The sequence below is a fragment of the Kordia sp. genome (assembly GCF_965224175.1).
Lineage (GTDB): Bacteria > Bacteroidota > Bacteroidia > Flavobacteriales > Flavobacteriaceae > Kordia.
This window is the reverse complement of record NZ_OZ245041.1, coordinates 1253351-1280279: the sequence shown is the minus strand read 5'-3', so window position 1 is coordinate 1280279 and position 26929 is coordinate 1253351. Positions and strand designations below refer to the sequence as shown.

The window sequence follows — 26929 nt, the reverse complement described above, 5'->3', positions numbered from 1 at the left end:
TACTTTTCTAAAAGGAAATAAGCAAAATAATAGATAGCTATTCGTTAGTTTATAAAATATATTCATCACTTTTTTATATGGTGTTTGTCACAATACCTTTATTTTATTGGGTTTGTTAAGCGTGTGTAAATATGTTTGCATTCCTTAAAAGCAATAGAATAAGCAAATGAAAAAAATACTACTACCTATTGCAATCATGATATTACCCATATTCACGATTGCACAAACTTTTGTTCCCGACGATAATTTTGAACAAGCACTTATAGATTTAGGTTATGATTCTGGACCATTAGACGATTATGTGCCTACTGCCAATATAAATGTGGTCACTAGCTTAAATATCAATCAAAAAAATATAATTGACCTTACCGGAATTGCCGATTTTACCGCGCTTGAAGAAATATACTTTTCACAAAATCAAATACAAACAGCCGATTTTACAAATAATAGCAATCTAACATTAATTTCTGCGTATACAGGCGATTTAACGAGCATCAATATTACAGGATTGACAAATTTAGAAACGGTATATCTTCAACTTCTTGACTTATCTAGCTTAGATGTAAGCACAAATACATCGCTGAAAACACTTCATTGTAATGGAAATGATATTACTGATTTAAATGTAAACAATAGTAATTTAACAGAGTTAGATTGTTCAGGAAATGGCATGACAATCTTAGATCTCTCTAATACACCAGCATTAAAAATATTACGAATTTCCGGAAATCAATTTCAAACAATTGACCTTAGTCATAATTCAGAACTTACACTGCTTAACTTGTACGGAACTCCAATAGAAACATTAGATTTGAGTAATAATACATTATTGGAGTATTTGTATGTGAATTTTTTTGCATCAAATCAAACAGCTTTAGAAGAGTTAGATTTGAGTAACAATCCTGCGTTAAAACTGCTTCGCGCTCAAAGTATGATCAACTTAAGAAGCTTAAACGTACAAAATGGAAACAATACGGCAATTACAACTTTTGTGGTCACAAATACGCCAGCACTTTCTTGTATTCAAGTAGACGACGTAGCTTATAGTACTACCAACTGGACAGCAGTAGATACAAGCGTAACTTTTAATACGAATTGTGATTCTTCAATGACCTATGTACCAGATGATAATTTTGAACAAGTGTTAATTGATTTAGGATATGATTCTGGAACCTTAGATGATTATGTTCCTACAGCGAATATAAATTCCATAACAAGTTTAGATGTAAGCTCAAAAAATATAGCAAGTTTGGAAGGAATAGAAGATTTTTTAGCACTTGAAACTCTTTATTGTAATGACAATCAATTGGCTACTATTAATATTACTTCCAATGTACAACTAAGAGATTTTAGAGCGAATGATAACAATATTACAACGATTGATGTATCTCTGTTAGACAGATTGGAAGTATTAAGCATGAATAACAATCAACTATCAGCTATCGACATTTCTCTGAATAATTCATTACTTGCTTTTTCTCTCACAAATAACAATATTAGTATTATAAATACGGCAAACAATCCGTTTTTATTACAATTTATTTGCGGAAACAATCAATTAACAACGATTGATACTTCTGGAAATCCAGATTTGATAGAATTATACTGTTTTGGAAATCAAATAAGCACAATAGATGTGTCGTCCAATCCGATGTTGCAAATATTATGGTGTAGAACGAATCAAATTACAAGTATAAACACAACAGGATTAAATGCTTTAGTAACTTATGTCGCTTACGAAAATCAACTATCTTCTGTAGATGTAAGCACAAACACAGCACTCGATTTATTGTCTGTAGGATTCAACAACATCACAACTGTAGATGTGAGCAATAATTTGGTTTTGAAAGAATTATATACACAATCAAATCAATTAAGCACATTAAATGTCAATGTAAATACAGCATTAGAAAAATTGTGGTGTTTTGATAATGATTTATCTGTACTTGATGTTACAAATAATACTAACTTACAAGTATTAGACATCGGAGGAAATGATTACACAACACTAGATGTAAGTCTAAATACACAGTTAACTGAGTTTTATACAAACAATTGTATGAACTTAGAAGAATTGAATATAAAGAATGGCAACAATACAAACCTCACTGGATTTCAAGCCACAAGCAATCCAAATTTAACATGTATAGAAGTAGATGATGCTGCATATAGTACAACTAATTGGACAAGTATCGATGCACAAACAAGTTTTAGTGAAAATTGTAATTATGACCTTGTATACATACCTGACGATGCTTTTGAGCAAGCATTAATTGACTTAGGTTACGATGCTGGTTCACTAGATGATTATGTACTTAAAGCGAATATAAATACACTAACATCTTTAAATATTAGCAACAAAGGAATTGTAGACATGACTGGAATTGAAGAGTTTGTTGCCTTAGAAACATTAGATTGTTCTGTTAACTCAATTGCTAATTTAGATATATCTTCAAACACGCTACTTACAAGCTTAAATGTTAGTTCTAATGTGATGAATGCCTTAGCATTAAGCACTAATCTAGCTTTGATAAGTTTGGATGTAAGTACAAACGGAATTACGTCTTTAAACCTAGAAAACCATACGCAACTAACTGAATTTAATGGAGCTAATAATAATTTTGAATTACTGTCGGTAAAGAATGGAAACAATACAAGTATTACAAATTTTTCAACATTAAACAATCCAAACTTAACATGTATAGAAGTAGATGATGCAGCATACAGTACAACAAACTGGACTTCTATAGATGGACAAACAAGTTTCAATGTAAACTGTCAACAATTTTTTACATATGTACCAGACGATGTTTTTGAACAAGCACTAATTGATTTAGGATATGATTCAGGACCTTTAAATGATTATGTGCTTACGGCAAATATTAATACAGTATTAAATTTAGACGTAAGTGATAAAGGAATTGCCGATTTAACTGGTATCAAAGATTTTACAGCACTACAACAATTAAACTGTTCGTATAATATTTTGACAAGTATCGATGTAAGTAACAATACAAATTTACTATTGCTTAATTGCGGTTTCAATCTAATTCCTTCAATTGATGTATCAAACAATACAGCATTACAATCACTAACTGTATGGTCTAACGAAATAACAACGATAGATGTTAGTAATAATTTATCCTTAACCTACTTAGATGTAGATGAAAACAATCTAACGGTTTTAAAATTAGATGAAAATCCTGCGTTAAACCGTTTGTTTTGTTCAAGTAATAACTTGGAAACATTAAATGTTCAAAACGGAAACAATCTAAATTTTACTTCGTTTTCTGCGACACTAAATCCAAACTTAAGTTGTATTCAAGTAGACGATGCAGCTTACAGTACTGCGAATTGGAGCGGAATTGACGCACAAACTTCGTTTAGCGAAAGCTGTAATTTTGGAAATACTTATGTGCCAGATGATGCCTTTGAACAAGCGCTTATAGATCTAGGATACGATTCTGGACCTTTAGATGATTTAGTTCTTACTGCCAATATAGAAACAGTTACAATACTAGATATTAGCAATAAAAGTATCTCAGATTTAACAGGAATTGAAGATTTTACCGCCTTGCAAGAATTAAACTGCTCGTCCAATATGTTGGGAACACTAAATGTAAGCTCTAATTTGAATTTAACTAGCTTAAACTGTGCTTCAAACGTATTAACTACTCTTGACATATTTACTAATGTAAGTCTTACCGAGCTCAACGTAAGTGAAAACATGCTTACTACGTTAAATGTTAACAACAACTCATTGTTAGTGTCACTGAATATTAATAACAACAATATTGCGATTTTAAATGCAAACTTTCAAACCGCATTGAATGAGTTGTATGCTAACAATAATGCATTAGAAATACTAAATGTCAAAAATGGAAATAACACGAACTTTGTAGGTTTCTCAGCCATAGGAAACTCAAGTTTACTGTGTATACAAGTAGATGATGCCACTTGGAGTACAGCCAATTGGACGGGCATTGATGTACAAACGAGTTTTAATCAAGATTGTAATTATGCTACTTATGTTCCTGATGATGCTTTTGAACAAGCACTAATTGATTTAGGATACGACTCTGGTGCGTTAGATGATTTTGTGCCAACCGCAAATATAAATACCATAACTACCTTAAATATTGCTAGTAGAGGAATTACTGATTTAACAGGAATTGAAAATTTTGCGGCATTGCAAAACTTATATTGTGCTAATAATTCATTAACGAACTTAAATGTAAGTAACAACACAGCTTTAGCGATACTTGAATGTGAATTTAACGACTTAACGTCTTTGAATGTAAAAACACCTTCCTTAGAACGTTTGGTATGTAAATCAAACAAACTAACAACATTAGATTTAAGCAATAATCCAGCATTATTTATCTTAGAATGTGATTTTAATGAGCTTACAACACTAGATTTTACTATGAATACTGCGTTAAGAGATGTAAATCTATCTAGTAATAATTTGACAACAATCGACATGTCAACCAATACACTCTTGGAAGATCTTCGTTTTACAAACAATCAAGTAACAAGCTTAAATATAAGCAACTCTCCAATATTAACGGTCATTGCTTTCAGTGATAACAAGCTGACAACAATAGATCTCAGCAACAATATCAATTTAGAATTTTTCCTAGGACAACGTAACTATTTCACTTCATTAGAATTTAGTGCCAATCCTAATTTAGAATTTTTAGCCTGCGGCGGAAATAAACTGACAAATATTGACGTAAGTTCAAATACAATGTTGAATGACTTAAATGTACATGATAACTTTTTGACGGAATTAGATGTAACAACGAATATTAATTTAGAAGAATTGACAAGCTATTCCAATCAAATTCAACACTTAGATCTCAGCAATAATGTAAATTTAACAGAATTAGAAGCATTCGATAATCAATTAACATCACTGAACGTACAAAATGGTAACAATAGCAATGTGACAACTTTTAACACAACTTCAAATCCTAATCTGTATTGTGTTTTGGTAGATGCTGCTGTGTATAGTACTGCCAATTGGACAAACAAAGATGCACAAACAAATTTTAATGAAACCAGTTGTGATTATATTGAATTAAGTCCAAAAGTGTTCCTACAAGGAGCTAGTTTAAATCCGAATACTGGAGAAGAAACCTTGATGCGAGACGATTTACGCGTAAGCGGACTTATTAGTGAAACTTCACCATATGCAGACGGCGCAACAATAAGTGAACTCGTAAGAACAACTGATAATCTTGAAAATTCAATGGTAGATTGGGTGTGGGTAGAATTGCGAAATACGAATAACCCAAGAAACATAGTTGCGGCACAATCAGCCATTTTACAACGAGATGGAGATATAGTATCTACAAGTGATGATTTAATGACACCAGTAACGTTTAATGCGATTCCTGCTGATAAATACCATGTAGTTATCAAACATCGTAATCACTTAGGAATAATGACGGCAAGTAGAATAGCATTAAAACAAGGAGCAACAACCATCGATTTTACAAATGCAAACAATCAAATAACTTTTGGAAGCAATGCGCAGACAACTTCTGGAATGCAAGCAAATAAAATAGCCATGTGGGCAGGAAATGTAAATGGAGATCAAATGGTTCAATATTCAGGAACCAATCCAGATACGCCTGCAATTCTCTCAACTGTATTAAATGATGCTGGAAACTTTCTCAATTTTCCAACGTATTCGGTAAATGGCTACAAAACAGACGATTTAAACATGGACGGAAATACACAATACTCAGGAACAACTCCAGATACACCAGTTATTCTGCAAAATGTCTTAGCACATCCAGGAAACTTTTTAAACTTTAGTACATATCAAATCAATGAACAATTACCAGAAAATGATTAACAATAGATATAAATCAAACAGTATAATAATCGGCTAAAAAATAAATATATTTTCTAGGGCTATTTAAAATTTGGTAGTTATAAATATACTAGGGGATTTTTAGGGAACGTCATTTCTTCGGAGATGGCGTTTTTTTATTTGGATTCCTTAATTTATATTTTTTGGGATGAAATAATTGATAACGGAAACATTAAAACGCTTCTTTGTAATGAAAAAATTCATCCCTAACTGTTAATTTTTTTCAAATCAGAAAAACACTTTTTTATTACCTTCTCAACTGATGTTTTACAAAACGTCACAACAAAGTCCTTAAAATACAGCTTCTAGGGACGAATGCCTAAATAATAGTGACGAACAGAATTTCAATTATTCGGTTATGTTTTTAATACCATTACTTTTGTGAAAAACAATTTAACTGGAAATGTATAAGTATCTAATCGTTTTATTATTTGTGGTCCATATTGCTCATGGTCAAGAGTACATTTACAAACATTTTGGTGTAGATGAAGGTTTGCCTAGTTCACAAGTCTATGATATATATCAAGATAAACAAGGATATATTTGGTTTGCTACAGATAAAGGATTATCAAGATACAACGGTTATGAATTTGAAAATTTTACAACAAACGATGGACTTCCAGACAATGTAATTTTAAATTTTTTCCCTCAAAAAAATGGTCAAATTTGGTGTTTTGGATATCAAAGTCAAAGTTTATTCTATTTCGATGAAGAATTCAACGGATTTAAGCCCTATAAACACAATGCAACTTTTAAAAAACATATCAATAATGGAAGTGTTGTAAAAAGTATTGTACTAGATGAAAACGAATCGTTACACATTGGCGGTTATTCCATATTAGGATCTATAGAAATAAAGAAAGATGGAAAAGTCATCAAACGTTTTGACGGAGATGCTAATCCAGAGAATATACAAGAGAAAGAGGACTTATATATTGGTGTTGATACTCAAAAAAACATATTATTCTCAATATTTGATGCTTATCAATCAACAGAAAATACCTTAGTATTTAAATTTAATAACACCATCAATCCGCGTCTTCAATTTGATATACTTAATGAAAAACAGTACATCATCATAAATGATAGTTTAAGGATTTTAAACAAAGACAATAGCTATAAAAATATAGACATAGCACATACGGTAATTGGTGTAAAACGTGTAAGTGATACTCACTTTTTTGTGGGTTACTATAACAATGGAGCAGAAATAAGAAATGTATCAGGAAAAGTAGTTAAAACGTTTCTGCCGAAACAATCTGTAACTAACTTTCTAATCGATACCAGAGGAAGCTATTGGTTTAGTACTTTAGATCATGGTGTTTTTTATGTAAAAAATCCTGAAGTCCAAGTTTTTACTGAAGAATATGTGCACTCTTTAGTAAAAGACAACGAAAACCGACTGTATGCGGGTTTCAACAATGGAGATATTGTAAGTATTTATAATAATACCTCTAAGATTATTTACAAAGCATTAAATACCAATAGAGCAGTTGTTGGGTTTGATACTATACGAAATCATTTCTACGGCTATAGTGAAGGTAATTTTGTCAATTATACAACCAACAAAAAGGTGTTAGCAAACTATGTGCGTAAAATACCTGAAAATATGGGAAGTCCGTTACTAAAAACGGCCACCAACTCATATACGATGTTGCAAAATGATACAGTTGTAAGATATTCTTTAGATTATAAAGTACAAGATGTATGTATGTACAAAGATGAAGTATTGCTTGGTACATCTAATGGATTATTTGTACATAGAGATAGTATAGTTAACATAGATGAATCTTTAGATTTTCTAAAATTACGCATTGATGATATTGATGTAAATACAACTGGAAACACAGTGTATATGGCAACGCATGGCGCTGGTGTAGTAGTATATGGAAACACAACATATTCCATCAACGAAAAAGATGGTTTAACGAATAATATAGTAAATGAAGTATATATTGAAAATGATACTACAGTTTGGGCATGTACCAACTCAGGATTAAACAGAATTACATTTAATTCCGACAAAGATTTCAAAATAGCGACACTGACAAAAGAAGATGGTTTACTCAGTAATGATATTGATGACGTGGAAATTATCAACGATACAATTTGGGTAGCAACAAAAGAAGGTTTATGCTTTTTTGACAAAACGATTTTAGACGAAAAAAAAGCTTCAAAAATCATTTCGTTAAGCTTACAAAATGTCTCCACAAACAATCAAGAATTAAAAGGCGAACACATCCGATTAGCAAATACTCAAAACAATATAACTTTTCTACTTCAAGCAATATCTCACAAGCATACACATAAAATAAAATACCATTACAGACTTAAAGAAATTGACACCAATTGGACAACAATAAACAATCGTAGAATTAGTTTTCCATCACTAGCATCTGGAACATATACATTTCAGGCGAAAGCAAGTGTTAAAGGAAATTACAGCGATCGCATGATATCTTATGAATTTAAAATCTTACCGCCTTTTTGGAGAACTTGGTGGTTTTATAGCCTGTGCGCGCTATTATGCACAGGAATCATATATCTATTTTTCAAAATACGTGTATTAAGTTACAATAAAGATATCATACGAGAACTCATTAGACTAGCACTCAAACGCTTAAAAAGAAAAGAAAAATTTCTTCAATTGCGATCTAGTGGAGAAGATTTCAAAGTTCCTACCTATGAAATTCTATACATCAAATCGCAAGGAAATTACATAGACATTGTCACCGAAAAAAAGACATACACAATTCGCTGTAAAATAGGAGAATTTATAGCAACAACGCCTGATAAACTCGAATACTTACGCGTACATCGCTCTTACATCATTCGGATTGACAAAATATCTAGCAAAGGAAAAAAATGGGTTGTTATCAAAGAACAGAAAATCCCAGTAGGAGAGACGTATTTGGAACAATTACAGATGATTCAATTTTAATAAAGATAAATTGATTCTCTATTTTTCATTCCTACTTAGTACATACATTTAACATGAAACTAATCAGTAAAAAACATATAGATTATGAAAAAAAACAAGCTATATAAAAGAAAAGAAGACATACGTATCCGAATTGTAAAATTTGTAGTATTAGTCATTTCTATAGTGCTTTTTACATTCGTTTCTTGTCAAGATGGAATCAGTAAACAACCTGCAAATGCGGAAGGTTTTGGTGCAATTGAAAACGAAATAAAAAATAAATTTGGTGCCAATGCATACTATACAGATTTAACGATAACGTTCAGTCCGTCAATTGGAAACATTGTCGGTGTTACTGTTACAGAAGCTCCAGCATCTTTAAAAATGGGGCAATGGAATCTTACGCAAAGTACATGGACACAAAACTCAGATATTTCCTTAGAAGTGCCTGAAGGAACAAAAGCTGCAGATTTTATGTTTCAATTAAATGATCAAATTAACTTGAAAAAATTAGGGACATTAGTTACAAAATCTATAAAACAACTAGAAACAGAAAAAAACATTAAAAACCCAAGCTTAGACATGGCTTTTGTGAAATTTCCAAAAAATGGAGACATCGCAAAAACACAATATACAATCATGTTAAAACCTCAAAACGGCGGAACTACATTTACCTTCTTTTATAAACTAAACGGAAAACTCATACGAATAGATGATTAATTGACATAAATAGAAAATTCGACACATTCAAAACTTATAAAAGAGACATGTTTACCAATCAACTAAAGTGTATCTGTACAAGTAACTTTCACTTTATACTTTTCTAAATCAGCTAAATAATCACTAGGAACAAAATCTTCATGATCAAACTCTTCACGTCGTTTGCGTTTCATTTCAATACGTTTCAAAGCTTTCAAAAAGCGTTTTATGGCGGTAATATCATCTAAAATCAATCCGTCAACTTCTACGCCTTTTCCATCGTCATCGCGCGCAACCATTGTAAAATAAGAAGAATTACAATGCTTAACTGTTCCAGTCTGAATATTTTCCGCTTCCACACGAATGCCAACAACCATCGAAGTTCGTCCAACATAATTAATAGAAGCACGCATCGTAACCAATTCACCAACTTCAATCGGATTCAAAAAATCGACCGTATCCACAGAAGCAGTAACACAATACGCTCTAGAATGTTTAGAAGCGCAAGCAAATGCAATCTGGTCTAACAAAGAAAGCACATAACCACCATGAATTTTTCCACTAAAATTTGAATGTGATGGCAACATCAATTCAGAAATAACTACTCTTGACTCGTCTGCAGATTTATAACGTATTGGCATAAAGGATGAATTAAAACCTAAAGATACTTCTTATTTTTTTCACTTACGTAAGATAAAACACGTTTTAAAACGAATTCTAGATCATGCATAACGAATTCTAAAACGAACCAAATTTTGCAGCAATTTCATAAGATCTTTGAAACATCAAGAACGAAAACTATCAAAAATCTAATACTATGAAACATATCCTTGTCATCTTCATCGCGCTCATATCCAGTTTCGGATTTGCACAAAAAACGGAAAGTCCATACTTAGAAGTATTGACGCCAAATGCAGTAATTCCATTAAAATCAACAAAAGCTGATGTGAAAATCTCAGGAAATATTGCACACGTACACATTGCACAAACCTATCAAAACACAGGAAACATTCCGATAGAAGCTAAATACGTATTTCCGCTATCTACACAAGCCGCTGTACACAAAATGCAAATGACCATCGGCGATCGTACCATCAATGCAAAAATCTTCGAAAAGCAAGAAGCACAACGTGTATATGACAAAGCGCTAAAACAAGGAAAAAGAGCTGCAAAACTAGATCAACATCGTCCAAATGTATTTCAAATGAACGTTGGAAACATCATGAAAAACGATATCGTAACGATTGATATTTATTATACAGAAATGCTCGTACCACTAGCAGGAAGTTACGAATTTGTATTTCCAGGTGTTGTTGGACCACGATTTGTAGGTAAAAGTACTTCAGGAGAAAAAGCATTCAATCAACCATACACAAGAAAAGGAGTAGGAGACACGTTTCAATATGACTTAGATGTACAAATTAACGCAGGAATTCCAATTGCAGATGTATCGTCAAACACACATAAAATCAAAGTAAACTATCCAAACACACGAAAAGCAGAAATAGCATTAACAAGCGAAAACAAAAATCCATCGAATCGCGATTTCATTCTAAAATACAGTATGCGTGGTAATGAAATTCAATCAGGATTATTACTATACGAAGAAAACGGAGAAAAATTCTTTGCGTACATGATGGAACCGCCAAAAGCTTCTGTAACAGTAAAACCAGCCGCGAAAGAATACCTATTCGTAGTAGATGTTTCAGGTTCTATGAATGGTTATCCGATGGAAGTTTCCAAAAAATTATTACGTAATCTATTAGTAAACTTACCAGAAACCGATCATTACAACATTCTGTTATTCGCTGGTGGATCGCGCGTATTATCACCAAAACCTTTAAGCTGTAGCAAAGAAAACATACAAAAAGGAATCAATTTCCTAACAAACGAGCGTGGCGGTGGCGGAACACTCCTACTAAATGCACTAAAAACAGCATACGCATTACCAAGAATGGACAAAACTAGCGCGCGATCAATGGTTGTCATTACCGATGGTTATGTAAGCGTAGAACGTGAAGCCTTTGATATGATAGCGCAAAACTTAGGACAAGCTAATGTATTTACATTCGGAATTGGTTCAAGTGTCAATAGATATTTACTAGAAGGAATGGCAAAAATAAGCAGTAGCGAATCGTTTATCGCAACAGAAATGAACGAAGCAAATGCAGTTGCAGAAAAATTTAGAAACTATATAAAATCACCGTTACTAACACAAATTCGTATCAAAGCAGAAGGTTTCGATGCCTATGACGTTACACCAAGTAGCATTCCAGATGTATTTGCTTCACGTCCTATATTAGTATTCGGAAAATACAGAGGTGACGCCAAAGGAATATTAACGATTACTGGACAAACAGGAAATGGTGTTTTTCAAAAAGAGTTTCGCGTTGCCGACGGAATGTTAAGCAAAGACAATGAAGCACTTCGTTACTTATGGGCACGTAAAAAAATAGAACGCTTAGACGATTACAAAAGACGTTTTGGAGACAATACAAAACAACAAGTTATAGAACTTGGATTAAAATATAATCTAGTAACGCAATACACATCATTTGTAGCAGTAGATAACGAAGTTGTAAACAAAAATGGCAACAGAAAAGTAGTAAAACAACCATTGCCAATGCCAAAAAATGTAAACAATAGCGCTGTTGGTGCTGAAGCGTCTGTAAAAGGAAAAACGTTTATCAAAAGAAAAAAACGAAGCAAAACAATAAAAGCAGATGATACAAAACTGAATGAAAAAGCGACGAATTGGTTCCGTGAAAACTATGCAAAAATCATAAAGAGATATCTAAAAACGTATGACGGAATTCGTGTAGAAGTTTCCAAAAATGGCACAATTCTAAAATTAGAAATCTTAGTCAACGGTAGCTGGATTACCAATGAAGTATTGCTTGAAAGAATCAATTTAATAGATGTTCAAGACGCATTTAACTTAGATAAAAAAGTAGTCATAACAATCAAAAAATAATACTATGAAAAAGATCTGTTTTATATTGTTATGGTGTTGTTCGGTTTCCGCTTTCGCGGGAACTGAAACGGCACAAAATGCAGCTAGCACAGTAAAACCATTAGTATTTATTGCAGGTTTTGATGAAGGTGATAATACGTATTACACAAATGCTAAAAACTATTTTAGCAATCAATATTGTCAACTTATAGATGAAGCACAGAGTCTAACAGCAATTCAAGATTGGTTGCGTTTGCATTATGACGAAAATATATATGGAGACATTCATATTATAAGTCACAGCAATCCTTGGCGCGGTTTGTCGATGAAAACTTCTATTGATGGCGAACGAATTACTTCAGAAACTTTGCAAGAAGCGATCAAAACGAATGAAATAACTCCATTAACTACCAATTTCTTGGGAAAAAACACAAAAATAATTTTTCATTCCTGCGGATTAGGCACAAATAAAGAGCTTCTAAAAAGCTTAAAAACCGCTTTCACATCCGATCGGCATATTGCAGTTTTTGCTTCTGAATATTTTAATGTATTTGGCGGAAAATATGCAGGACATTATTTAGCAAAAACCTATTACGGATATTATCCAACGGCACATTCGCCAGGTCCGAGAGCGTTGGCAATGGAATTTAAAAAGAACTATCCAAACGTAAAGACAGATTGGGAAACGGTTTTAAAAACACGCGCAGAACAATTGCCAGGTGAATTATATACGTATCGTTTCAATATTCCTGTAGAATGGGAATTTGAATTTGAAGCCAAAGAAGACATTCCAGATTTTAAAAACAAAGAAGAAATCATCGATTGGATTTCTGAAGATGAAAATTTGCTGAACACCATTAAAGCATTCAATATACCGATAGAGAAATTTAGATGGTTAACAAAAGTGCGTGGTAACACATTAACTATCAAAGGAAAAACGACGGTTTTATGTGTCATGCAACCTATTATGAAATCGGAAGTATCTAGTGAATATTCACCTGTTGAGGTAAACGGAAATAGTTACACGAAAGTGTGATGATGATTTATAATATAAAAATTGGAAGTCTAACTACGCAGACTTCCAATTTTTTATAGAAAACAGAATATTGATACGATTATTTTTTAATCAGTTTTAAAACTTCAGTAAAGCCTTTAATTTTTAGAAAATAGATTCCAGTACGTAACTGAGAAATATTGATATTAGAAACTTCGTTATCACTATAAAATGTTCCTTGCTTGATAACTTGTCCTGTAATATCAGTTATGGCATATTGTTTTTGGTGTAAACGACTAGCGTCTGCAGTTCTAATTGTAACCATATCTTTTGCAGGATTAGGAAACATTTGAACTGAGTTAGTAGCAACTTGAACATCATCTACAGACAATAAAGATGGAACACCATATTTAAGAATAACATAATTCTCAGCGTTTCTTCCACTTATATAAATAGAACTGAAATCATCAGAGGCAAATAAATGTGTCAGCGAATGACTTGTATTATCAGTTGAAGCTCCAGAATAACTAATGGCGTGTAATACATATCCATTAGTTCCAAAAGTTGTATCTAAAGTTCCATCAGCTAAATATCTAGCAATAATAAGGTTTGGCTTTTTGAAACCTGATAAACTTGCGTTGAAAGTTGTACCTGCTAAAAGCATTTTTCCATCTGGTTGTACTAAAATACGTTGAAAGTTAGCGAATTCATTTGGGTTCACTTCCAAAGTAATAGTAAGTCTGTCATCAGTACCAAAATCGATTAACGATCCTGATGAATTCCACTTATGAATTACATTTTGAGGATTTACAGTAAACGTATTATTAATTCCCGTTAGCATGTAAATATTATTTGCGCTATCAATTGTAGTGTTGCTTTTAACAACATTTGAAGGATTACTATATGGAGCACTTCTTTTAACTGGATTAGTAACTCCATTTTCTATGATAACTATTGAAGATCTGTAATGAGATACAGAGTTTACATTATAATAAGTACCTCTACCAGTGAGTACAATTTTAGTTTCAGACATGATGTCAACATCTACAGCTCTATCATCAGAAGAATGTCCAACAGAAGTACTCCCTAAATTAATTCCAATATTACTAGATGTGTAATGAAAAGATTCATCTGCTGCGCCATCAAAATCATACTTTCTTAAAAATAAATCATCGACTCCTGTTCCAGATCGATCATCATTTCCACCGACAAAAATGGTTCCATTAGGAGACAATTTTACGATTAAAGGACTTTCAATATCATCAACATCAAGGTTTATATATCCTTGTCCGCTGTTGCCAAAAGTAGCATCGTGTGTACCGTCTAAATTGTATTTAGACATATAATAAGTAGTATATAAATTTTTAGATAAAGTAACTATTTTATTGTCAGTATTTGAGTGTAAGATGCCATATCTATAATTACCAGGTTCAACCATACTTATAGTACCTGAATTTCCAAATGACGTATCTGAGCTACCATTTTGATTGAGTCGTTGAATAGTATTGTCGTGTCTGTAAATAATTTTGCCATCAGGCTGCAGGCAATCGTTATATACTCCAATATTAGTAGAACTAAATTCCACATATCCGTTAGTCCCGAAATTGGTGTCTAAATTACCATCTTGAGCAAAGATGAATGTAGTAAATAACATAAAAGCCAAAAACGTATTTTTTTTCATACTAGTTAAATTAATTTTAATTGTTTACGATGTTTAAAAAATCCTTTTTGTGAGGATGTATTATACTATGTCTCAAAAAGAAAATCGTAACCTTATTTTTTTGCCTTTTTTACAAGTTTCTATGTGTTGGCAATCCAATATGAAATGTGAAGTATCAAGTGAATATTTGTTTATTGTAATAAACAGAAGTAGTTACAGGAAAATATGATAATTGGAAAGAAAAAAAGTCAATCAAGAATTACAATTAATTTTCTTCAATTGATTTTATTTTTAAGGATTTCATCATAGCTAATGAACGTTCATAAAAACGATCTGATGTAAGTACATTTGATAAGAATTCGAATTCAATTTTCTCATCCAAAATATTAGTCGCATATAGAACTTTTGTCACATGTTCGTCATCAAACTCTCTTTCAATGCATAAAACACCAAATTTCTTTGTGTCAATCACAACAGAATCGATCACACAGAATGTATAATGTATAGATTCACTTTCGTATAGATTTTTTTGCTCATGAATCCATTTCGTTACCTCAAATGTTTCAAACTTATTTGAATGCATAGGAACTTTTATAGTCAACTGATTGCGTTGTTTGGCTAGAGTAGGTAACATACCTTTTTCGAGAACAATATCTAAAGTCGCATCTTGTATTCTATAACATTGTCTATCATCTATAATATTATCGGAAAGCCATTGCCAACTGAGCAGTGTATCAAATTCTGAGAGTTTATCAATGTGTATTTCGCTTGCGTAATGAGGAATTTTGAATTGAAAAGTAGCATTGTTTTTCTGTGAACAAGAAGACCAAAGTAGACTAGTAAATACTAAAAAGATTATTTTTCTCATCATGTATACTAACGAAATAACACTTTACTTAGTATACTTTTTTAAATGATTTTTAGAATGTTATATACAATCTTAAACGAATTCTAGATAACTTCTAACGAATACTAAAGCTACCCAAATTGTTCGACGGTTTCGTCTGATATTTGAACTATAAATAAAGTATAACAATTAAAACAAGTAATTATGAAACGTACAACATTCACAACATTAGGAGTAGCAGCAATGACATTTATAGCATGTAACACTGCAACAAAAGAAAACAAAACTACAGAAGTACAAGAAGTAGAAGTAAAAGAAACAGTTGCTACAGAAACAACTCTCCAATTTGAAGAAAAAGCAATGGAAGATTGTATCGCGTATTCAAAAATAGTAAATGACATCAAATTGATGGAAATCGCAGAAGCACAAAAAATAGAAGATAGCATTGTAAAAGCCGAACTAGAATTAAAAGAAGCATTGGCAAAAGCGGCAGAAGCAAAAAGAAAAAGAGAATCAACACCAGAAGCTTTAGCAAAAAGAGCAAAAGAAGCAGAATTATGGTTCAAAGCAAACTATGAAAGTATTGTAAAAGCATACAATTCAAACTATGAAGGATTGAAAGTAAAATTAACAACAGAAGGAAACATCTACGAAGTAGCTTTATTTGTAAATGGTGAGTGGAAAAAAGATCAAAAACTCATGAAGCAATTAGAAAAAGTAGAAGTAACTAAAAGTTTAGCACCAGGAAAAGCAATTGCAATCACGGTAAAAAACGCTTAGTATGTATCGCTTACCAAACGAACGACAACGTAACAAAAACACCTTATCTCATTACAGATAAGGTGTTTTTTTAGGATATACTTTATAATAACTACAAAGTAAATTTTGTTTAAGATTAATCTCCTGTAGGAGTTTTGCAAGCAAAGTGACAACCTTGTGCATTAGGCGGATAAAATAGGCTAGAAGTCCAGCCGCCACCTTTTAAAGTTCCTGTTTTAAATGAAGAAATAATGCTTTTTTGTAAGCGTAAATTTTTTAACTGTTGTTTTTTCATGGTACATAAATTCTGTTAATGTCTACTCTATAATGAAAGGTTTTCGACTTCGCCTTCACAATCTCTCGTACAGATTGTTAATGCAAGCTATAGCAGAATTAATCGAATAAAAAACAAAGGAAACGTAAATTAGATGATATACGTTGGTGAAACGAAAGTTAGTATTGAGTGTTGAGAATTAAGTACTGAGAAGTTTTAAATGTCAATTCGAACGCAGTCGAGAATACTTTGATATTATTAAATGATAAATGTTGAATTTTAAATTGGTTATGAAGAATAATTTTTTTTCAAAGTATACACAGAGCGTCACTTCGAGTGGAATTTCATAGAAATTTTATGTCGAGAAGTACTCTAATTTTCCAAACTGTTTTCTATACACCAAATCATAGATTTAGCACTCGAACTGACGGTTTTTGGAATGTCAAATAAACAAATTCACAGATAAACGAATAAACGAACTCACAAAAACCTACTTCACAAAAACCAATGGATCAGGATGTTTATAAGAGTAATTTAGCAAAGTTTTACTCTTCAAATTAGATATCTTCTTAAAAGAAACTTCATCTGTATCTTTAAATGTTGGAGGAACTAAACCTTCTTTCTTAGCTGCCAGTACATAAAACACTTCTCGTAATGGATGTTCGTCCGAGCAACCATTTATAATTTCTCCCCAAACATTTTGATCAATAATTGCATCAATCAATCCTATACAATCGTCTTGATGAATCATGTTAATTGGAGCTTTCCCGTTGGCAACTTCTGTTTTATTCGCAAAAAATCGCCCAGGAACTCTATCATATCCAAAAAGTCCCGCAAAGCGAAGAATAGTTAAACGTTCTTGTAAATGCTTTTTAAGAATATTTTCAACGGCTAACACTGCTTTTCCAGATACTTTTTCGGGTACATTCTCTATATCTTCTGTAACCCAATCATTTGTATTTTGATACACAGAAGTTGAACTTACAAAAATAACATGTTGTTTCTCGTGGATAAAAGGTAAAATAGCTTCTATTTGCTGTTGATAGATTTCTAGAATATTCGGAATTCGTTTTGGAGGAAAATTGATCACCAAAACATTACTGTCTGCTAAAAAATCAGTGAATACTTGATCATTATTCGTCATACCTAAAGAAAAAACATAAGGCTGAATATTCGCTTCTTGTAATGTCGTTACTTTTTCGGTAGAAGTAGTAGAACCTTTTACAATGTAGTTATGCGCAACAAAATGTTTGGCCAAGGGAAATCCTAGCCAACCGCAACCTAAAATACTAATCTGCTTTTGTTTCAATGTTTCAAGAAATTTAAGAATGTATAAGTTTAAGTATTGAAGATAATGAACAATTCATAATTAATCATTCAACATTTAAACTAGAATAACTGTCTTGGTTCTTCGTTTTCAGGAAGATGTGCTGTTTCAGGATCACTTTCTGCACGTTTCAAAATAGATTCAGGAAGCGACTTCTTAGCTTTTGCGCCCATTTTCTTGATCTTTTCAATGCTTTTGATGATGTTTCCACGACCTTCAAACAATTTATTCATTGCAGCAGAATAATCAGATTTTGTAGCATCAATCTTTTTTCCAATGCCGATAAGATCGTTCATAAATCCTTCAAACTTATCATACAATGCACCAGCTTGTCGCGCAATTTCAATAGCGTTACGTTGCTGTTTTTCATTATTCCACATAGTATCAATAGTACGCAAAGTCGCCAATAAAGTAGTTGGTGTTACAATCACAATATTTTTCTCAAAAGCTTTGCTATACAAAGTCGTGTCTTCATTCACTGCAATTGCAAATGCAGGTTCTATCGGAATAAACATCAAGACAAAATCTGGACTTTCCATTTCGTACAAATCTTCGTATTTCTTTGCAGAAAGCTGTTCAATATGACGTTTTATAGAAGTTAAATGTTCTTTTAGACTGATTGTTCTTTCTTCGTCTTCAGTATTTACATAACGTTCGTATGCTGTCAATGAAACCTTAGAGTCAATCACCATTTTTTTGTTATTTGGTAAATTGATAATCACATCAGGCAATACTCTCGAACCATCTTCACGAGAAAAATTCTGCTGTACCACATACTCACGATCTTTCTCCAAACCACTTTTTTCCAACACGCGTTCAAGTACCAATTCGCCCCAATTTCCTTGCATTTTACTATCACCTTTCAAAGCTTTCGTTAAATTCACAGCTTCTTGACTAATTTGAATATTGGCTTTACTCAACTCAGATAACTTTTCGCGCAAGGCGGAATGAATACTAATATTTTCCTTCTGACTATCTTCCACTTTCTTTTCAAAATGTTGAATCTTCTCTTGAAGTGGCGTCAAAATATTTTTAATATTCTCTTTGTTTTGTTCGGTAAACTTAGATGATTTTTCTTCTAAAATTTTATTAGCGAGTAACTCAAAATCTTTACGCAACTGTTCTTGTTGTTCTTTTAAAGATGCGTCACGTTCAATGTTTTGTTTTTGTAGACTTTCAAATTCGGAATTCTTTCGTGCCAATTCCACATTCAGGAAATCTTTTTCACGTCTAATTTCTTCACGTTCTTGTTCGGTTTTAACCAAACTCTCCTTAATACCATTCAATTGCTGTTGAAACGACTCGTTTTGTTTGGTATTCTCAGCATCCATCAAGGTTTTCAAATCGTCAAACTGAGTTTGCAATTGGCGATTGCGTTCGTGTAAACCTTCTTGTTGTGCTTTTGTTTTTAAATTTCCGATGTACATTCCTAAAAAAATACCAACGGCTAAAAACACTACAATAAGAATAATATAAATAAGGATTTCTGACATGAATTGAATTTTGCGTAAAGATACTATTTTGTGTGAATTTTGAATTCAAAATTGTGAATTAAGAATGTGTAAAAATCACCCTAGACAAATCATTCTCAAAAAGACAAAACATCAAAAATTAAAGCAATTCAAATTCCTCTCTTAGTCTGTAGATGTAGCTTGAGGTAGTTTTTTCGTCTTAAAAAGCACCAACATTTCAATAAAAATAGCTAAGACAAGCATAAAATAACCAGAATGTATCAAATTAGCAATGCCTTTGTGCATGGAACTTGCCATTTGTTGAGAAGTTGTATCTGTAATATTTTCACGCAGTATGGCTTCAAAATCACCTAATGATTTACAAACAAAAACAATGCACAAAATCAGTAAAGCATTAAAAAATAAAAAAATATAATTGGTAAATTTAATTTTGAATCGTGTAAATACAACACGAACAAAAGAAGCACTTGTAATCATAAGAATTACAGCAAAAATAACTCCATATATTGTAGGGAAAACATAATATGTATCACGCACATTAAAGTCGATAGTGGTGTCACCTGTATAATTATCAAATCCAAAAAATGCACCAATAATTAGAATACTACCAAGAATAATAGCTGTAAGATATAAAAGTTCTTTTTTCATGTATGAAAGTTATTAGTAAAAAATAGTACGATATCGTTTTTTTTAAGTTGTAATTCTTTTTTCAAACCGCAATCCATATGTTACGTAATTCGATAGAAACGACATTGCTTATCAGTAATTGCATACGCTTGATCTTTAAAATTATGTTCAAGATAACGTATTAAAACACTAAAAGTATCGAATAAAATCATAAAGAAAAAACAAGTAGAATATATTTTTGGCACGGTACTTGTTTTATACTATAATGTAACGCGGTGAGGACATTACACAGAGCTGGTTACTCGATGTAAAGAGAGTCGCATTACATTTTGGTTGGTTAGTTAGTTTAAAAAAACACTTTGCGCTTGTAAAGTGTTTTTTCTTTTTAAAACGTGTCAACGTTTTACCAAAAAATACAATATAATATTGCTGTTTTGGGTAAAGCCTTTTTAATTATTCCTAAAAAAAGTTTCCAAATGCTAAAGTTTTGTTAGAAAATGAAAGTCGACACAATTTTTATCACATAAGTTGGTTAATAGTGTATAGTATTATGATGATGACAGTACAAAGAGTTGGTTACTTGCGTAAAGAGAGTCATAGTACATTTTTGGTTGGTTAGTTTAGTTAAAAAAACACTTCACGCTTTGTGAGGTGTTTTTTTCGTTCTACTGTTTTATAACGTAGTAGATCATCAGTAAATTTAAATAATTTTATCCCTAGTATTAGCTACTTGATCACACAACATTTCTACTGATCACTATTTACGTACTTCATCGTCACAAAGGTTTGAATAACAATTGTTTTATATTTTGCTAACAATACATTTGAAGCATTAACTTAAAACTTTTTAAAGATGAAAAAACAAAATTTAAAATCATTAAAGCTAAACAAAGCTTCAATTTCTAACTTTGATACAGATAGTATTTCAGGAGGAAATATAACTTGGGTCAATGCTGAATGTAGAACTATTGCATGTACAGATAAAAATTATGCATGTCCACAATCAAGAACACCTTATAATTGTCCACAATCACGATTCGTAAAAACTTGTAATTAATTAAGCCTTTACATCAAATTCGAATAAAAACTACCTAAAAATCAGTATTTAGTATACGTAGTAAATACTAATTGTAAAAGGGTGGATTTCTGCCAGAAGATTTTCTCTTCTGGCTTTTTTTATGTTCTATAACCGTTTCATTAGCTGAATCACGAAGCATTTTAAATATTTAACAAAACGCTAAGCATTTTTTAAGCATACAAATTACGTTTTGGCATGGAAGTTGAATTATATAAAATGTATTATGATGATGACAGTACAAAGAGCTGGTTACTTGCGTAAAGAGAGTTATAATACATTTTGGTTGGTTAGTTTAGTTAAAAAAACACTTCACGCTTGTGAGGTGTTTTTTTCGTTCTACTGTTTTATAACGTAGTAGATTATCAGTAAACTCAAATAATTTTATCCCTAGCATTAGCTACTTGATCACACAGCATTTCTACTGATCACTATTTACATACTTCATCGTCACAAAGGTTTGAATAACAATTGTTTTGTGTTTTGCTAGCCATACATTTGAAGCATTAATTTAAAACTTTTTAATCATGAAAAAACAAAACTTTAAATCATTGACACTTAAAAAAAGAATGATCTCAAACTTTAGTATACAAGAGATTCAAGGTGGAATTAGCGGGCATGCTTGCGGATCTAAAAAAGCATGTCAACAAGCATCAGTTGTACACACCTGCCAATATTCTGATCTTAGAACTTGTACAAACTCAATTATTAATTGTGCAGAATAGTTAGTCACAAACAATACATTTTACCCTAAATAACAATGTCTGATCATTTTAGGGAAAATGGCTTACCAATTATAAAATAATTCACAACTATTGGCTAAAATTTAAAGGTTCAATAACATTCTTGGCATGGAAGTTGAATTATATAAAATGTATTATGATGATGACGGTACAAAGAGCTGGTTACTTGCGTACAGAGAGTCATAATACATTTTTGGTTGGTTAGTTTAGTTAAAAAAACACTTCACGCTTGTGAGGTGTTTTTTTGTTAACAGAACTCTGAGTTTAATTAACAAATATTAAATCTTTTTAAGAGAATATGTAACGTTTTGGCACGGAAGTTGACTTATATAATGTGTATTACGATGATGACAGTACAAAGAGCTGGTTACTTGCGTAAAGAGAGTCGTATTACATTTTGGTTGGTTAGTTTTTATAAAGCGCTTTATCTTTTTGATAAGGCGCTTTTCTTATGAAATAAGCTACTATTTGGTTCTCACTTTAAAACTTCCAGAAGTAGCATCGAAAGCAATTAAATCGTTTGGAAACAAAGCTTCAAAAACTCCTTTCTCTATCAATTCGCATGGTGTTCCAGAAAATACCTTACCATCATTCATCACAATCATTTCGTCACACAACTGAATTGCCAAATCAATTTCGTGTGTAGAGAACAACATCGTTTTTTGTGTATCGTGCGCTAATTTTTTGAGAAGGTTTAATACATAAGCTTTGTGATACATATCTAAATGAGTGGTTGGTTCATCTAAAATAATCATAGAAGTATCTTGCGCTAATGCACGAGCAATCATCACTTTTTGAAGTTGTCCGTCACTCAAAGTGTAACACTTGCGATGTTTCAATTCGAGCAAATTTGTTTTTTGTAAAGCATTTTCAACAATTGCATGATCGTTCTTAGAAAGATTTCCAATCCAATTCGTATACGGTTGACGACCTAATGCGATCAATTCTATGACGGTTAAATTCTTTGAAGGGATTTGTTCTGTTAAAACTAAACTAATCTCTCTAGCCAATTGCGCATTCGAATAGGAGTGAAGTAGTCTATTTTGTAAAATAATTTCTCCAGAAAGAGGTTCTTGAATTTTTGCTAAAGTTCGCAACAAAGTAGATTTCCCAATTCCGTTGGCACCAACTAAAGCTACTAATTTTCCTTTAGAAATCTTAAAATCAATTGCTTCCGCAATCACTTTCGTATTCGTTTTTTCTTGATAACCAATACGCAATGCAGATGCTTGTAAAACTGGATATGTGGTTGTTTTAGAAATATGCGAATGTTTTAGTTGACTAAAGTACAAATTATTTACTTTTCGATATTGAGATCACGCTGCTAAATTTATTTCAACATCTCTCAAACAAACTCCTTATATTTGGTTTTCCATCAATTCACGATGAAGTATTTATCGATTATATACAACTTATTTTGGTAAATTAAATGAAGAAAAAAATAGATATTACTCATACAGCAACTTCGTTTAGGAAAAGAGTATTAACTTATATATTTACTCTTTGTTTTATTCTATTTGTATTTTTTATATTCATCATTATAGAGGGGAAATTTGAAAAAACTCTAATGTTTATGGGAATATTTCTTCTTTGTTCTACACCTTTACTTTTTTTGGAAATTAGAAAAACTAGATTATATCTGGTTGATTTTTTCTCTGATTCTGAAATTGTTAGGATAAGATATTATAAAGGAACTAAGGAGCTCATAAAAGAAACTAGACTCACAAACACAAATGCTATTCTTAAAAATACAGCTTCTCGCTCTGGATTTGATTGTGAACTTAGATTAACAATAAATGATACCAAGTTTATTATTAATGATAAATATGATTGGTCTTTGGAAGAAATAAAATATTTATTCGAATATATTAAAACAACAAAAAAGGATTCATATTCAGAGATGGATATTTTAAACCTTTCAAAGATTGAAGAAAAAGTTATGAAACTTAACGTGTCTAAAAGTGAAATGCTTTAAAAACAAAAAAATACTATTAAGAAAGAAACAGATTACCACGTCGCTATGCTTCTCGTAATGAACGTATCCAATATGTCTAAAATCTACTAGCGAAGCGATCTTGATTCTAATAGCGAAAGCGTTCTAAAAATCTAAAAGTAAAGCGTGTCTGATCAAAAAATCATTTTTCGTTTTCTAACTAACAACCAAATAACAACAGGCGCACCAATCATAGAAGTAATTGCGTTGATAGGAAGTGTAAGCTCATGAAACGGAACTTGTGCAATACTATCACAAATCAGCATTAAAATACCACCAATCAAACAGACACTCGGAACTAAAATTTTATGATTTGTAGTGTTAAAAAACAAACGTGTTATATGCGGAATCGCAAGTCCTATAAAAGCAATAGGTCCCACAAAAGCAGTACAACTTCCCGCCATCAAACTTGTAGCAATAATGATAAAATAACGCGATTGTTTGATGTTGATTCCCAAACTACGAGCATAATTTTCACCCAATAGGAAAGCATTCAAAGGTTTTACAGAAGCAATACTTAGAAGAATTCCAGTAAGAATTAAAAAACTTAAAATACTCAACTCTTCCCAACTTAAATTTCCTAATGAACCTAAAGTCCACATTAAGAATTGTTTTAATTCTTCAGCATCACTAAAATACGTAAGTACGCTAACAATAGCGCCTGTAATACTTCCAAACATCAAACCTATAATGAGGATAGACATGGTATCTTTTACACGAAAAGAAACCGCCATAACTGTTAGCAACACTAAAAAACTTCCCAAACTTGCAGCAATCACTAAACTATAGCCTGACATTAAAAAAGTACCTAAAAAACCACCAAAAATAGAAGCGCCCATAATGAGTAAAGCAACGCCCAAACTGGCTCCAGAACTCAAGCCTAAAACAAAAGGACCAGAAAGCGGATTTCGAAACAATGTTTGCATTAATAAACCGCTTAAAGATAATCCGAAACCAACCAAAATTGCAGCAATTGCTTTAGGTAAGCGTATAGTTAAAATAGTAATACGCCAAGTTTCCTTTTCAATTTCTCCACCCGTAAATGCTGCAAAAATACCTTCAAGCGGAATTCCCACAGAACCTAAACTTATATTCATCAGAAAACAACCAATCAATATAAAAATAAGTACGATAAACGTGAAGCGATATGATTTTTGTTCAGCCAACTATAGTAATGGTTTAAAAAAGTAAGGTTCGTATGTTGGTAAAATCTCAGGATGAATCGCTTTGATAATATCTTTTAACACAATATCTGGTCGTGTTGGCGCTAATTCATAATACATAGTACCGCCAGTTTTTCCAATAGTATTTGCAGTTGAATATATTTTTTTATTTTTAAAAGGAGCAAACTGTGTATAATGTTTACTTGCTTTTTCCATATCAGCATACGTCTTAAAACGCGCTGGACCTATCCAAATATCTGCTTCAGAACCTTTATCCAATACACTTTCAATACTTAACGACAAACTTCCTGTTCCTTCGGAATCTTTCCATAGATAATCTGCATTAGCATCAATCAAATACTGTGCTTGAAAACTTTCGCCAGCTGGTAAATACCAAATATCTTTATACATAGCGCCTGCTAGAATAGTAGGTTTTTTTGTTGCTTTTAGTGCTAGTTTCTTAGCTTCATTATAATTTTCTTTGATGGTATTGAATACTTCAGTGGCTTTTGCTTCTTTATGAAAAAACGGTGCAAAAAAGTGAATCCATTCAGCTCTTCCTAAAGGAGTTCCTTCTGTCCAATCGCCATTATATACAACAGGAATTTTAGCTTTTTGAATGGTTTTATAGGTTGAATTTGCATTATTAATAGAAAAACCAATTACCAATTCAGGTTGTAAATCAATAAGTAACTCTATATTAATTTGATCATTTTGTCCAATGTCTTTTACTTTTTCAGCATCTATTAGAGCACGTGTTTTTTCAGAAGAAATATAATCTGTATCAGGAAAACCAATCAAAGTATGTTCTACATCAAGCATTTCTAAGGTTGGAATATGCGTAGTTGAGGTAACTACAATACGTTCAATAGGTGTCAATACAATGGCATCATATGCATTACGATCTAAAGTCATTGTAGCTGCTTTTTCTTTTGGAATAAGTGCATACGTAAAATCTTTATCAGCATCTGGCCAAGGCGATAATACTTTTATAACTGTCAAATCACCTTGTTTCTCTACAGTAAATCCTTTGGCATGTTGAAGTGTACTTATACTTTTTTCGGAAGTGTTAGAAATTGGAAGCTTTTCTTCTTTCTTGTCTGTTTTACACGAAAAAGAAAGTATACAAAGTGCTAATAGTAAACAGTAAATAGATTTGATAGGTTGCATAAAATGGTTTTGCTAATTTTTTCAAAAGTAATATTATTTCATCTTTTATATAGATAGATTCTAAAGAATGTTTATTTTTGCGCCGAATTTTGGTTTCGAGCATACATTAGTGTTCTCGAATTAAAAGGGAATCAAGTGAAAAGGTAACGCACCTTCATTCTTGAACTGTTCCCGCAACTGTAAGCATGTACTGAGCATTGTTCAGTACCTCATTACAACAATGAGTTGCTATAACTACATGACCACTGAATATTCGGGAAGGTATATAGCAAATTGTAAGTCAGGAGACCTGCCAAGTTTCGTAGTTAATGTCAAACTTTCGGGATAAAAGTTTGCGTATGGAAACCCATACTTTATTCCCATAAAACG

General features: G+C 32.0%; 19 protein-coding genes and 1 riboswitch. Of the genes, 9 read left to right on the top strand and 10 right to left on the bottom strand.

Translation table 11 applies throughout. The features are described from left to right. Positions 1 to 166: 166 nt before the first annotated feature. The 3 genes from ACOQOS_RS05600 to ACOQOS_RS05590 all read left to right on the top strand — a co-directional run bounded on the left by ACOQOS_RS05600 (position 167) and on the right by ACOQOS_RS05590 (position 9524). Complete coding sequence (locus tag ACOQOS_RS05600) at positions 167 to 5866, top strand: hypothetical protein (RefSeq protein ID WP_420573987.1); 5700 nt, start codon at positions 167 to 169, stop codon at positions 5864 to 5866. Between the two features lie 421 nt (positions 5867 to 6287). After that, complete coding sequence (locus ACOQOS_RS05595) at positions 6288 to 8825, top strand: ligand-binding sensor domain-containing protein (protein ID WP_420573986.1); 2538 nt, start codon at positions 6288 to 6290, stop codon at positions 8823 to 8825. An 84-nt stretch (positions 8826 to 8909) separates the two neighbouring features. Beyond that, positions 8910 to 9524, top strand: coding sequence for a hypothetical protein (locus tag ACOQOS_RS05590; RefSeq protein ID WP_420573985.1), 615 nt, complete (start codon positions 8910 to 8912; stop codon positions 9522 to 9524). A 62-nt stretch (positions 9525 to 9586) separates the two neighbouring features. On the opposite strand, the gene ACOQOS_RS05585 is transcribed toward ACOQOS_RS05590, so the two are convergent. Then, on the bottom strand, positions 9587 to 10144 hold the full coding sequence (locus ACOQOS_RS05585) for an acyl-CoA thioesterase (RefSeq protein WP_420573984.1): 558 nt from the start codon (positions 10142 to 10144) through the stop codon (positions 9587 to 9589). Positions 10145 to 10320: 176 nt separating this feature from the next. Between ACOQOS_RS05585 and ACOQOS_RS05580 the strand changes: the two genes are divergently transcribed. Next, on the top strand, positions 10321 to 12477 hold the full coding sequence (locus tag ACOQOS_RS05580) for a VIT and vWA domain-containing protein (RefSeq protein ID WP_420573983.1): 2157 nt from the start codon (positions 10321 to 10323) through the stop codon (positions 12475 to 12477). A 4-nt stretch (positions 12478 to 12481) separates the two neighbouring features. After that, positions 12482 to 13492: a hypothetical protein gene (locus tag ACOQOS_RS05575; protein ID WP_420573982.1), complete on the top strand. Its 1011-nt coding sequence runs from the start codon at positions 12482 to 12484 to the stop codon at positions 13490 to 13492. Positions 13493 to 13571: 79 nt separating this feature from the next. On the opposite strand, the gene ACOQOS_RS05570 is transcribed toward ACOQOS_RS05575, so the two are convergent. Further along, the gene (locus ACOQOS_RS05570; RefSeq protein ID WP_420573981.1) at positions 13572 to 15131 is read right to left on the bottom strand and encodes a T9SS type A sorting domain-containing protein; all 1560 of its coding nucleotides are present in this window, start codon (positions 15129 to 15131) and stop codon (positions 13572 to 13574) included. Between the two features lie 244 nt (positions 15132 to 15375). Beyond that, on the bottom strand, positions 15376 to 15981 hold the full coding sequence (locus ACOQOS_RS05565) for a hypothetical protein (protein WP_420573980.1): 606 nt from the start codon (positions 15979 to 15981) through the stop codon (positions 15376 to 15378). A gap of 180 nt (positions 15982 to 16161) precedes the next feature. On the opposite strand from ACOQOS_RS05565, the gene ACOQOS_RS05560 reads away from it, so the two are divergent. Continuing rightward, positions 16162 to 16737 (top strand): hypothetical protein, encoded by a 576-nt coding sequence (locus ACOQOS_RS05560; RefSeq protein WP_420573979.1) that lies wholly within the window; start codon positions 16162 to 16164, stop codon positions 16735 to 16737. A 115-nt stretch (positions 16738 to 16852) separates the two neighbouring features. Here the strand turns inward: ACOQOS_RS05560 and ACOQOS_RS05555 are convergent, their stop codons facing one another. From ACOQOS_RS05555 to ACOQOS_RS05540, 4 genes are all read right to left on the bottom strand, one after another. Then, positions 16853 to 17011, bottom strand: a complete 159-nt coding sequence (locus tag ACOQOS_RS05555; protein ID WP_420573978.1) for a hypothetical protein — start codon at positions 17009 to 17011, stop codon at positions 16853 to 16855. A gap of 469 nt (positions 17012 to 17480) precedes the next feature. Further along, the gene (locus ACOQOS_RS05550; protein ID WP_420573977.1) at positions 17481 to 18299 is read right to left on the bottom strand and encodes an SDR family oxidoreductase; all 819 of its coding nucleotides are present in this window, start codon (positions 18297 to 18299) and stop codon (positions 17481 to 17483) included. Between the two features lie 80 nt (positions 18300 to 18379). Next, positions 18380 to 19810 carry a DNA recombination protein RmuC gene (rmuC, locus tag ACOQOS_RS05545; RefSeq protein WP_420573976.1) on the bottom strand — a complete coding sequence of 477 codons (1431 nt, stop codon included), beginning with the start codon at positions 19808 to 19810 and terminating at the stop codon, positions 18380 to 18382. 141 nt (positions 19811 to 19951) lie between these two features. Continuing rightward, positions 19952 to 20437, bottom strand: coding sequence for a hypothetical protein (locus tag ACOQOS_RS05540; RefSeq protein WP_420573975.1), 486 nt, complete (start codon positions 20435 to 20437; stop codon positions 19952 to 19954). Positions 20438 to 21269: 832 nt separating this feature from the next. On the opposite strand from ACOQOS_RS05540, the gene ACOQOS_RS05535 reads away from it, so the two are divergent. Both ACOQOS_RS05535 and ACOQOS_RS05530 read left to right on the top strand, forming a co-directional pair. After that, positions 21270 to 21473: a hypothetical protein gene (locus ACOQOS_RS05535; protein WP_420573974.1), complete on the top strand. Its 204-nt coding sequence runs from the start codon at positions 21270 to 21272 to the stop codon at positions 21471 to 21473. Positions 21474 to 22018: 545 nt separating this feature from the next. Further along, positions 22019 to 22216 carry a hypothetical protein gene (locus ACOQOS_RS05530; protein WP_420573973.1) on the top strand — a complete coding sequence of 66 codons (198 nt, stop codon included), beginning with the start codon at positions 22019 to 22021 and terminating at the stop codon, positions 22214 to 22216. A gap of 482 nt (positions 22217 to 22698) precedes the next feature. On the opposite strand, the gene ACOQOS_RS05525 is transcribed toward ACOQOS_RS05530, so the two are convergent. After that, positions 22699 to 23526, bottom strand: coding sequence for an ABC transporter ATP-binding protein (locus tag ACOQOS_RS05525; protein WP_420573972.1), 828 nt, complete (start codon positions 23524 to 23526; stop codon positions 22699 to 22701). A 281-nt stretch (positions 23527 to 23807) separates the two neighbouring features. On the opposite strand from ACOQOS_RS05525, the gene ACOQOS_RS05520 reads away from it, so the two are divergent. Next, complete coding sequence (locus ACOQOS_RS05520) at positions 23808 to 24209, top strand: hypothetical protein (RefSeq protein WP_420573971.1); 402 nt, start codon at positions 23808 to 23810, stop codon at positions 24207 to 24209. 152 nt (positions 24210 to 24361) lie between these two features. On the opposite strand, the gene ACOQOS_RS05515 is transcribed toward ACOQOS_RS05520, so the two are convergent. After that, a complete protein-coding gene (locus ACOQOS_RS05515) occupies positions 24362 to 25393 on the bottom strand; it encodes a FecCD family ABC transporter permease (RefSeq protein WP_420573970.1) in 1032 nt (343 codons plus the stop codon). Further along, positions 25394 to 26560 (bottom strand): ABC transporter substrate-binding protein, encoded by a 1167-nt coding sequence (locus tag ACOQOS_RS05510; protein ID WP_420573969.1) that lies wholly within the window; start codon positions 26558 to 26560, stop codon positions 25394 to 25396. Between the two features lie 73 nt (positions 26561 to 26633). Then, a riboswitch (cobalamin riboswitch) is annotated at positions 26634 to 26872 on the top strand. The last annotated feature ends 57 nt before the right edge of the window (positions 26873 to 26929 follow it).

Excerpts from the sequence above, each read along its gene's own strand:
- ACOQOS_RS05600 (WP_420573987.1), top strand. The coding sequence starts at position 167 with ATGAAAAAAATACTACTACCTATTGCAATCATGATATTACCCATATTC.
- ACOQOS_RS05595 (WP_420573986.1), top strand. The coding sequence starts at position 6,288 with ATGTATAAGTATCTAATCGTTTTATTATTTGTGGTCCATATTGCTCAT.
- ACOQOS_RS05590 (WP_420573985.1), top strand. The coding sequence starts at position 8,910 with ATGAAAAAAAACAAGCTATATAAAAGAAAAGAAGACATACGTATCCGA.
- ACOQOS_RS05585 (WP_420573984.1), bottom strand. The coding sequence starts at position 10,144 with ATGCCAATACGTTATAAATCTGCAGACGAGTCAAGAGTAGTTATTTCT.
- ACOQOS_RS05580 (WP_420573983.1), top strand. The coding sequence starts at position 10,321 with ATGAAACATATCCTTGTCATCTTCATCGCGCTCATATCCAGTTTCGGA.
- ACOQOS_RS05575 (WP_420573982.1), top strand. The coding sequence starts at position 12,482 with ATGAAAAAGATCTGTTTTATATTGTTATGGTGTTGTTCGGTTTCCGCT.
- ACOQOS_RS05570 (WP_420573981.1), bottom strand. The coding sequence starts at position 15,131 with ATGAAAAAAAATACGTTTTTGGCTTTTATGTTATTTACTACATTCATC.
- ACOQOS_RS05565 (WP_420573980.1), bottom strand. The coding sequence starts at position 15,981 with ATGATGAGAAAAATAATCTTTTTAGTATTTACTAGTCTACTTTGGTCT.
- ACOQOS_RS05560 (WP_420573979.1), top strand. The coding sequence starts at position 16,162 with ATGAAACGTACAACATTCACAACATTAGGAGTAGCAGCAATGACATTT.
- ACOQOS_RS05555 (WP_420573978.1), bottom strand. The coding sequence starts at position 17,011 with ATGAAAAAACAACAGTTAAAAAATTTACGCTTACAAAAAAGCATTATT.
- rmuC (WP_420573976.1), bottom strand. The coding sequence starts at position 19,810 with ATGTCAGAAATCCTTATTTATATTATTCTTATTGTAGTGTTTTTAGCC.
- ACOQOS_RS05540 (WP_420573975.1), bottom strand. The coding sequence starts at position 20,437 with ATGAAAAAAGAACTTTTATATCTTACAGCTATTATTCTTGGTAGTATT.
- ACOQOS_RS05535 (WP_420573974.1), top strand. The coding sequence starts at position 21,270 with ATGAAAAAACAAAATTTAAAATCATTAAAGCTAAACAAAGCTTCAATT.
- ACOQOS_RS05530 (WP_420573973.1), top strand. The coding sequence starts at position 22,019 with ATGAAAAAACAAAACTTTAAATCATTGACACTTAAAAAAAGAATGATC.
- ACOQOS_RS05520 (WP_420573971.1), top strand. The coding sequence starts at position 23,808 with ATGGGAATATTTCTTCTTTGTTCTACACCTTTACTTTTTTTGGAAATT.
- ACOQOS_RS05510 (WP_420573969.1), bottom strand. The coding sequence starts at position 26,560 with ATGCAACCTATCAAATCTATTTACTGTTTACTATTAGCACTTTGTATA.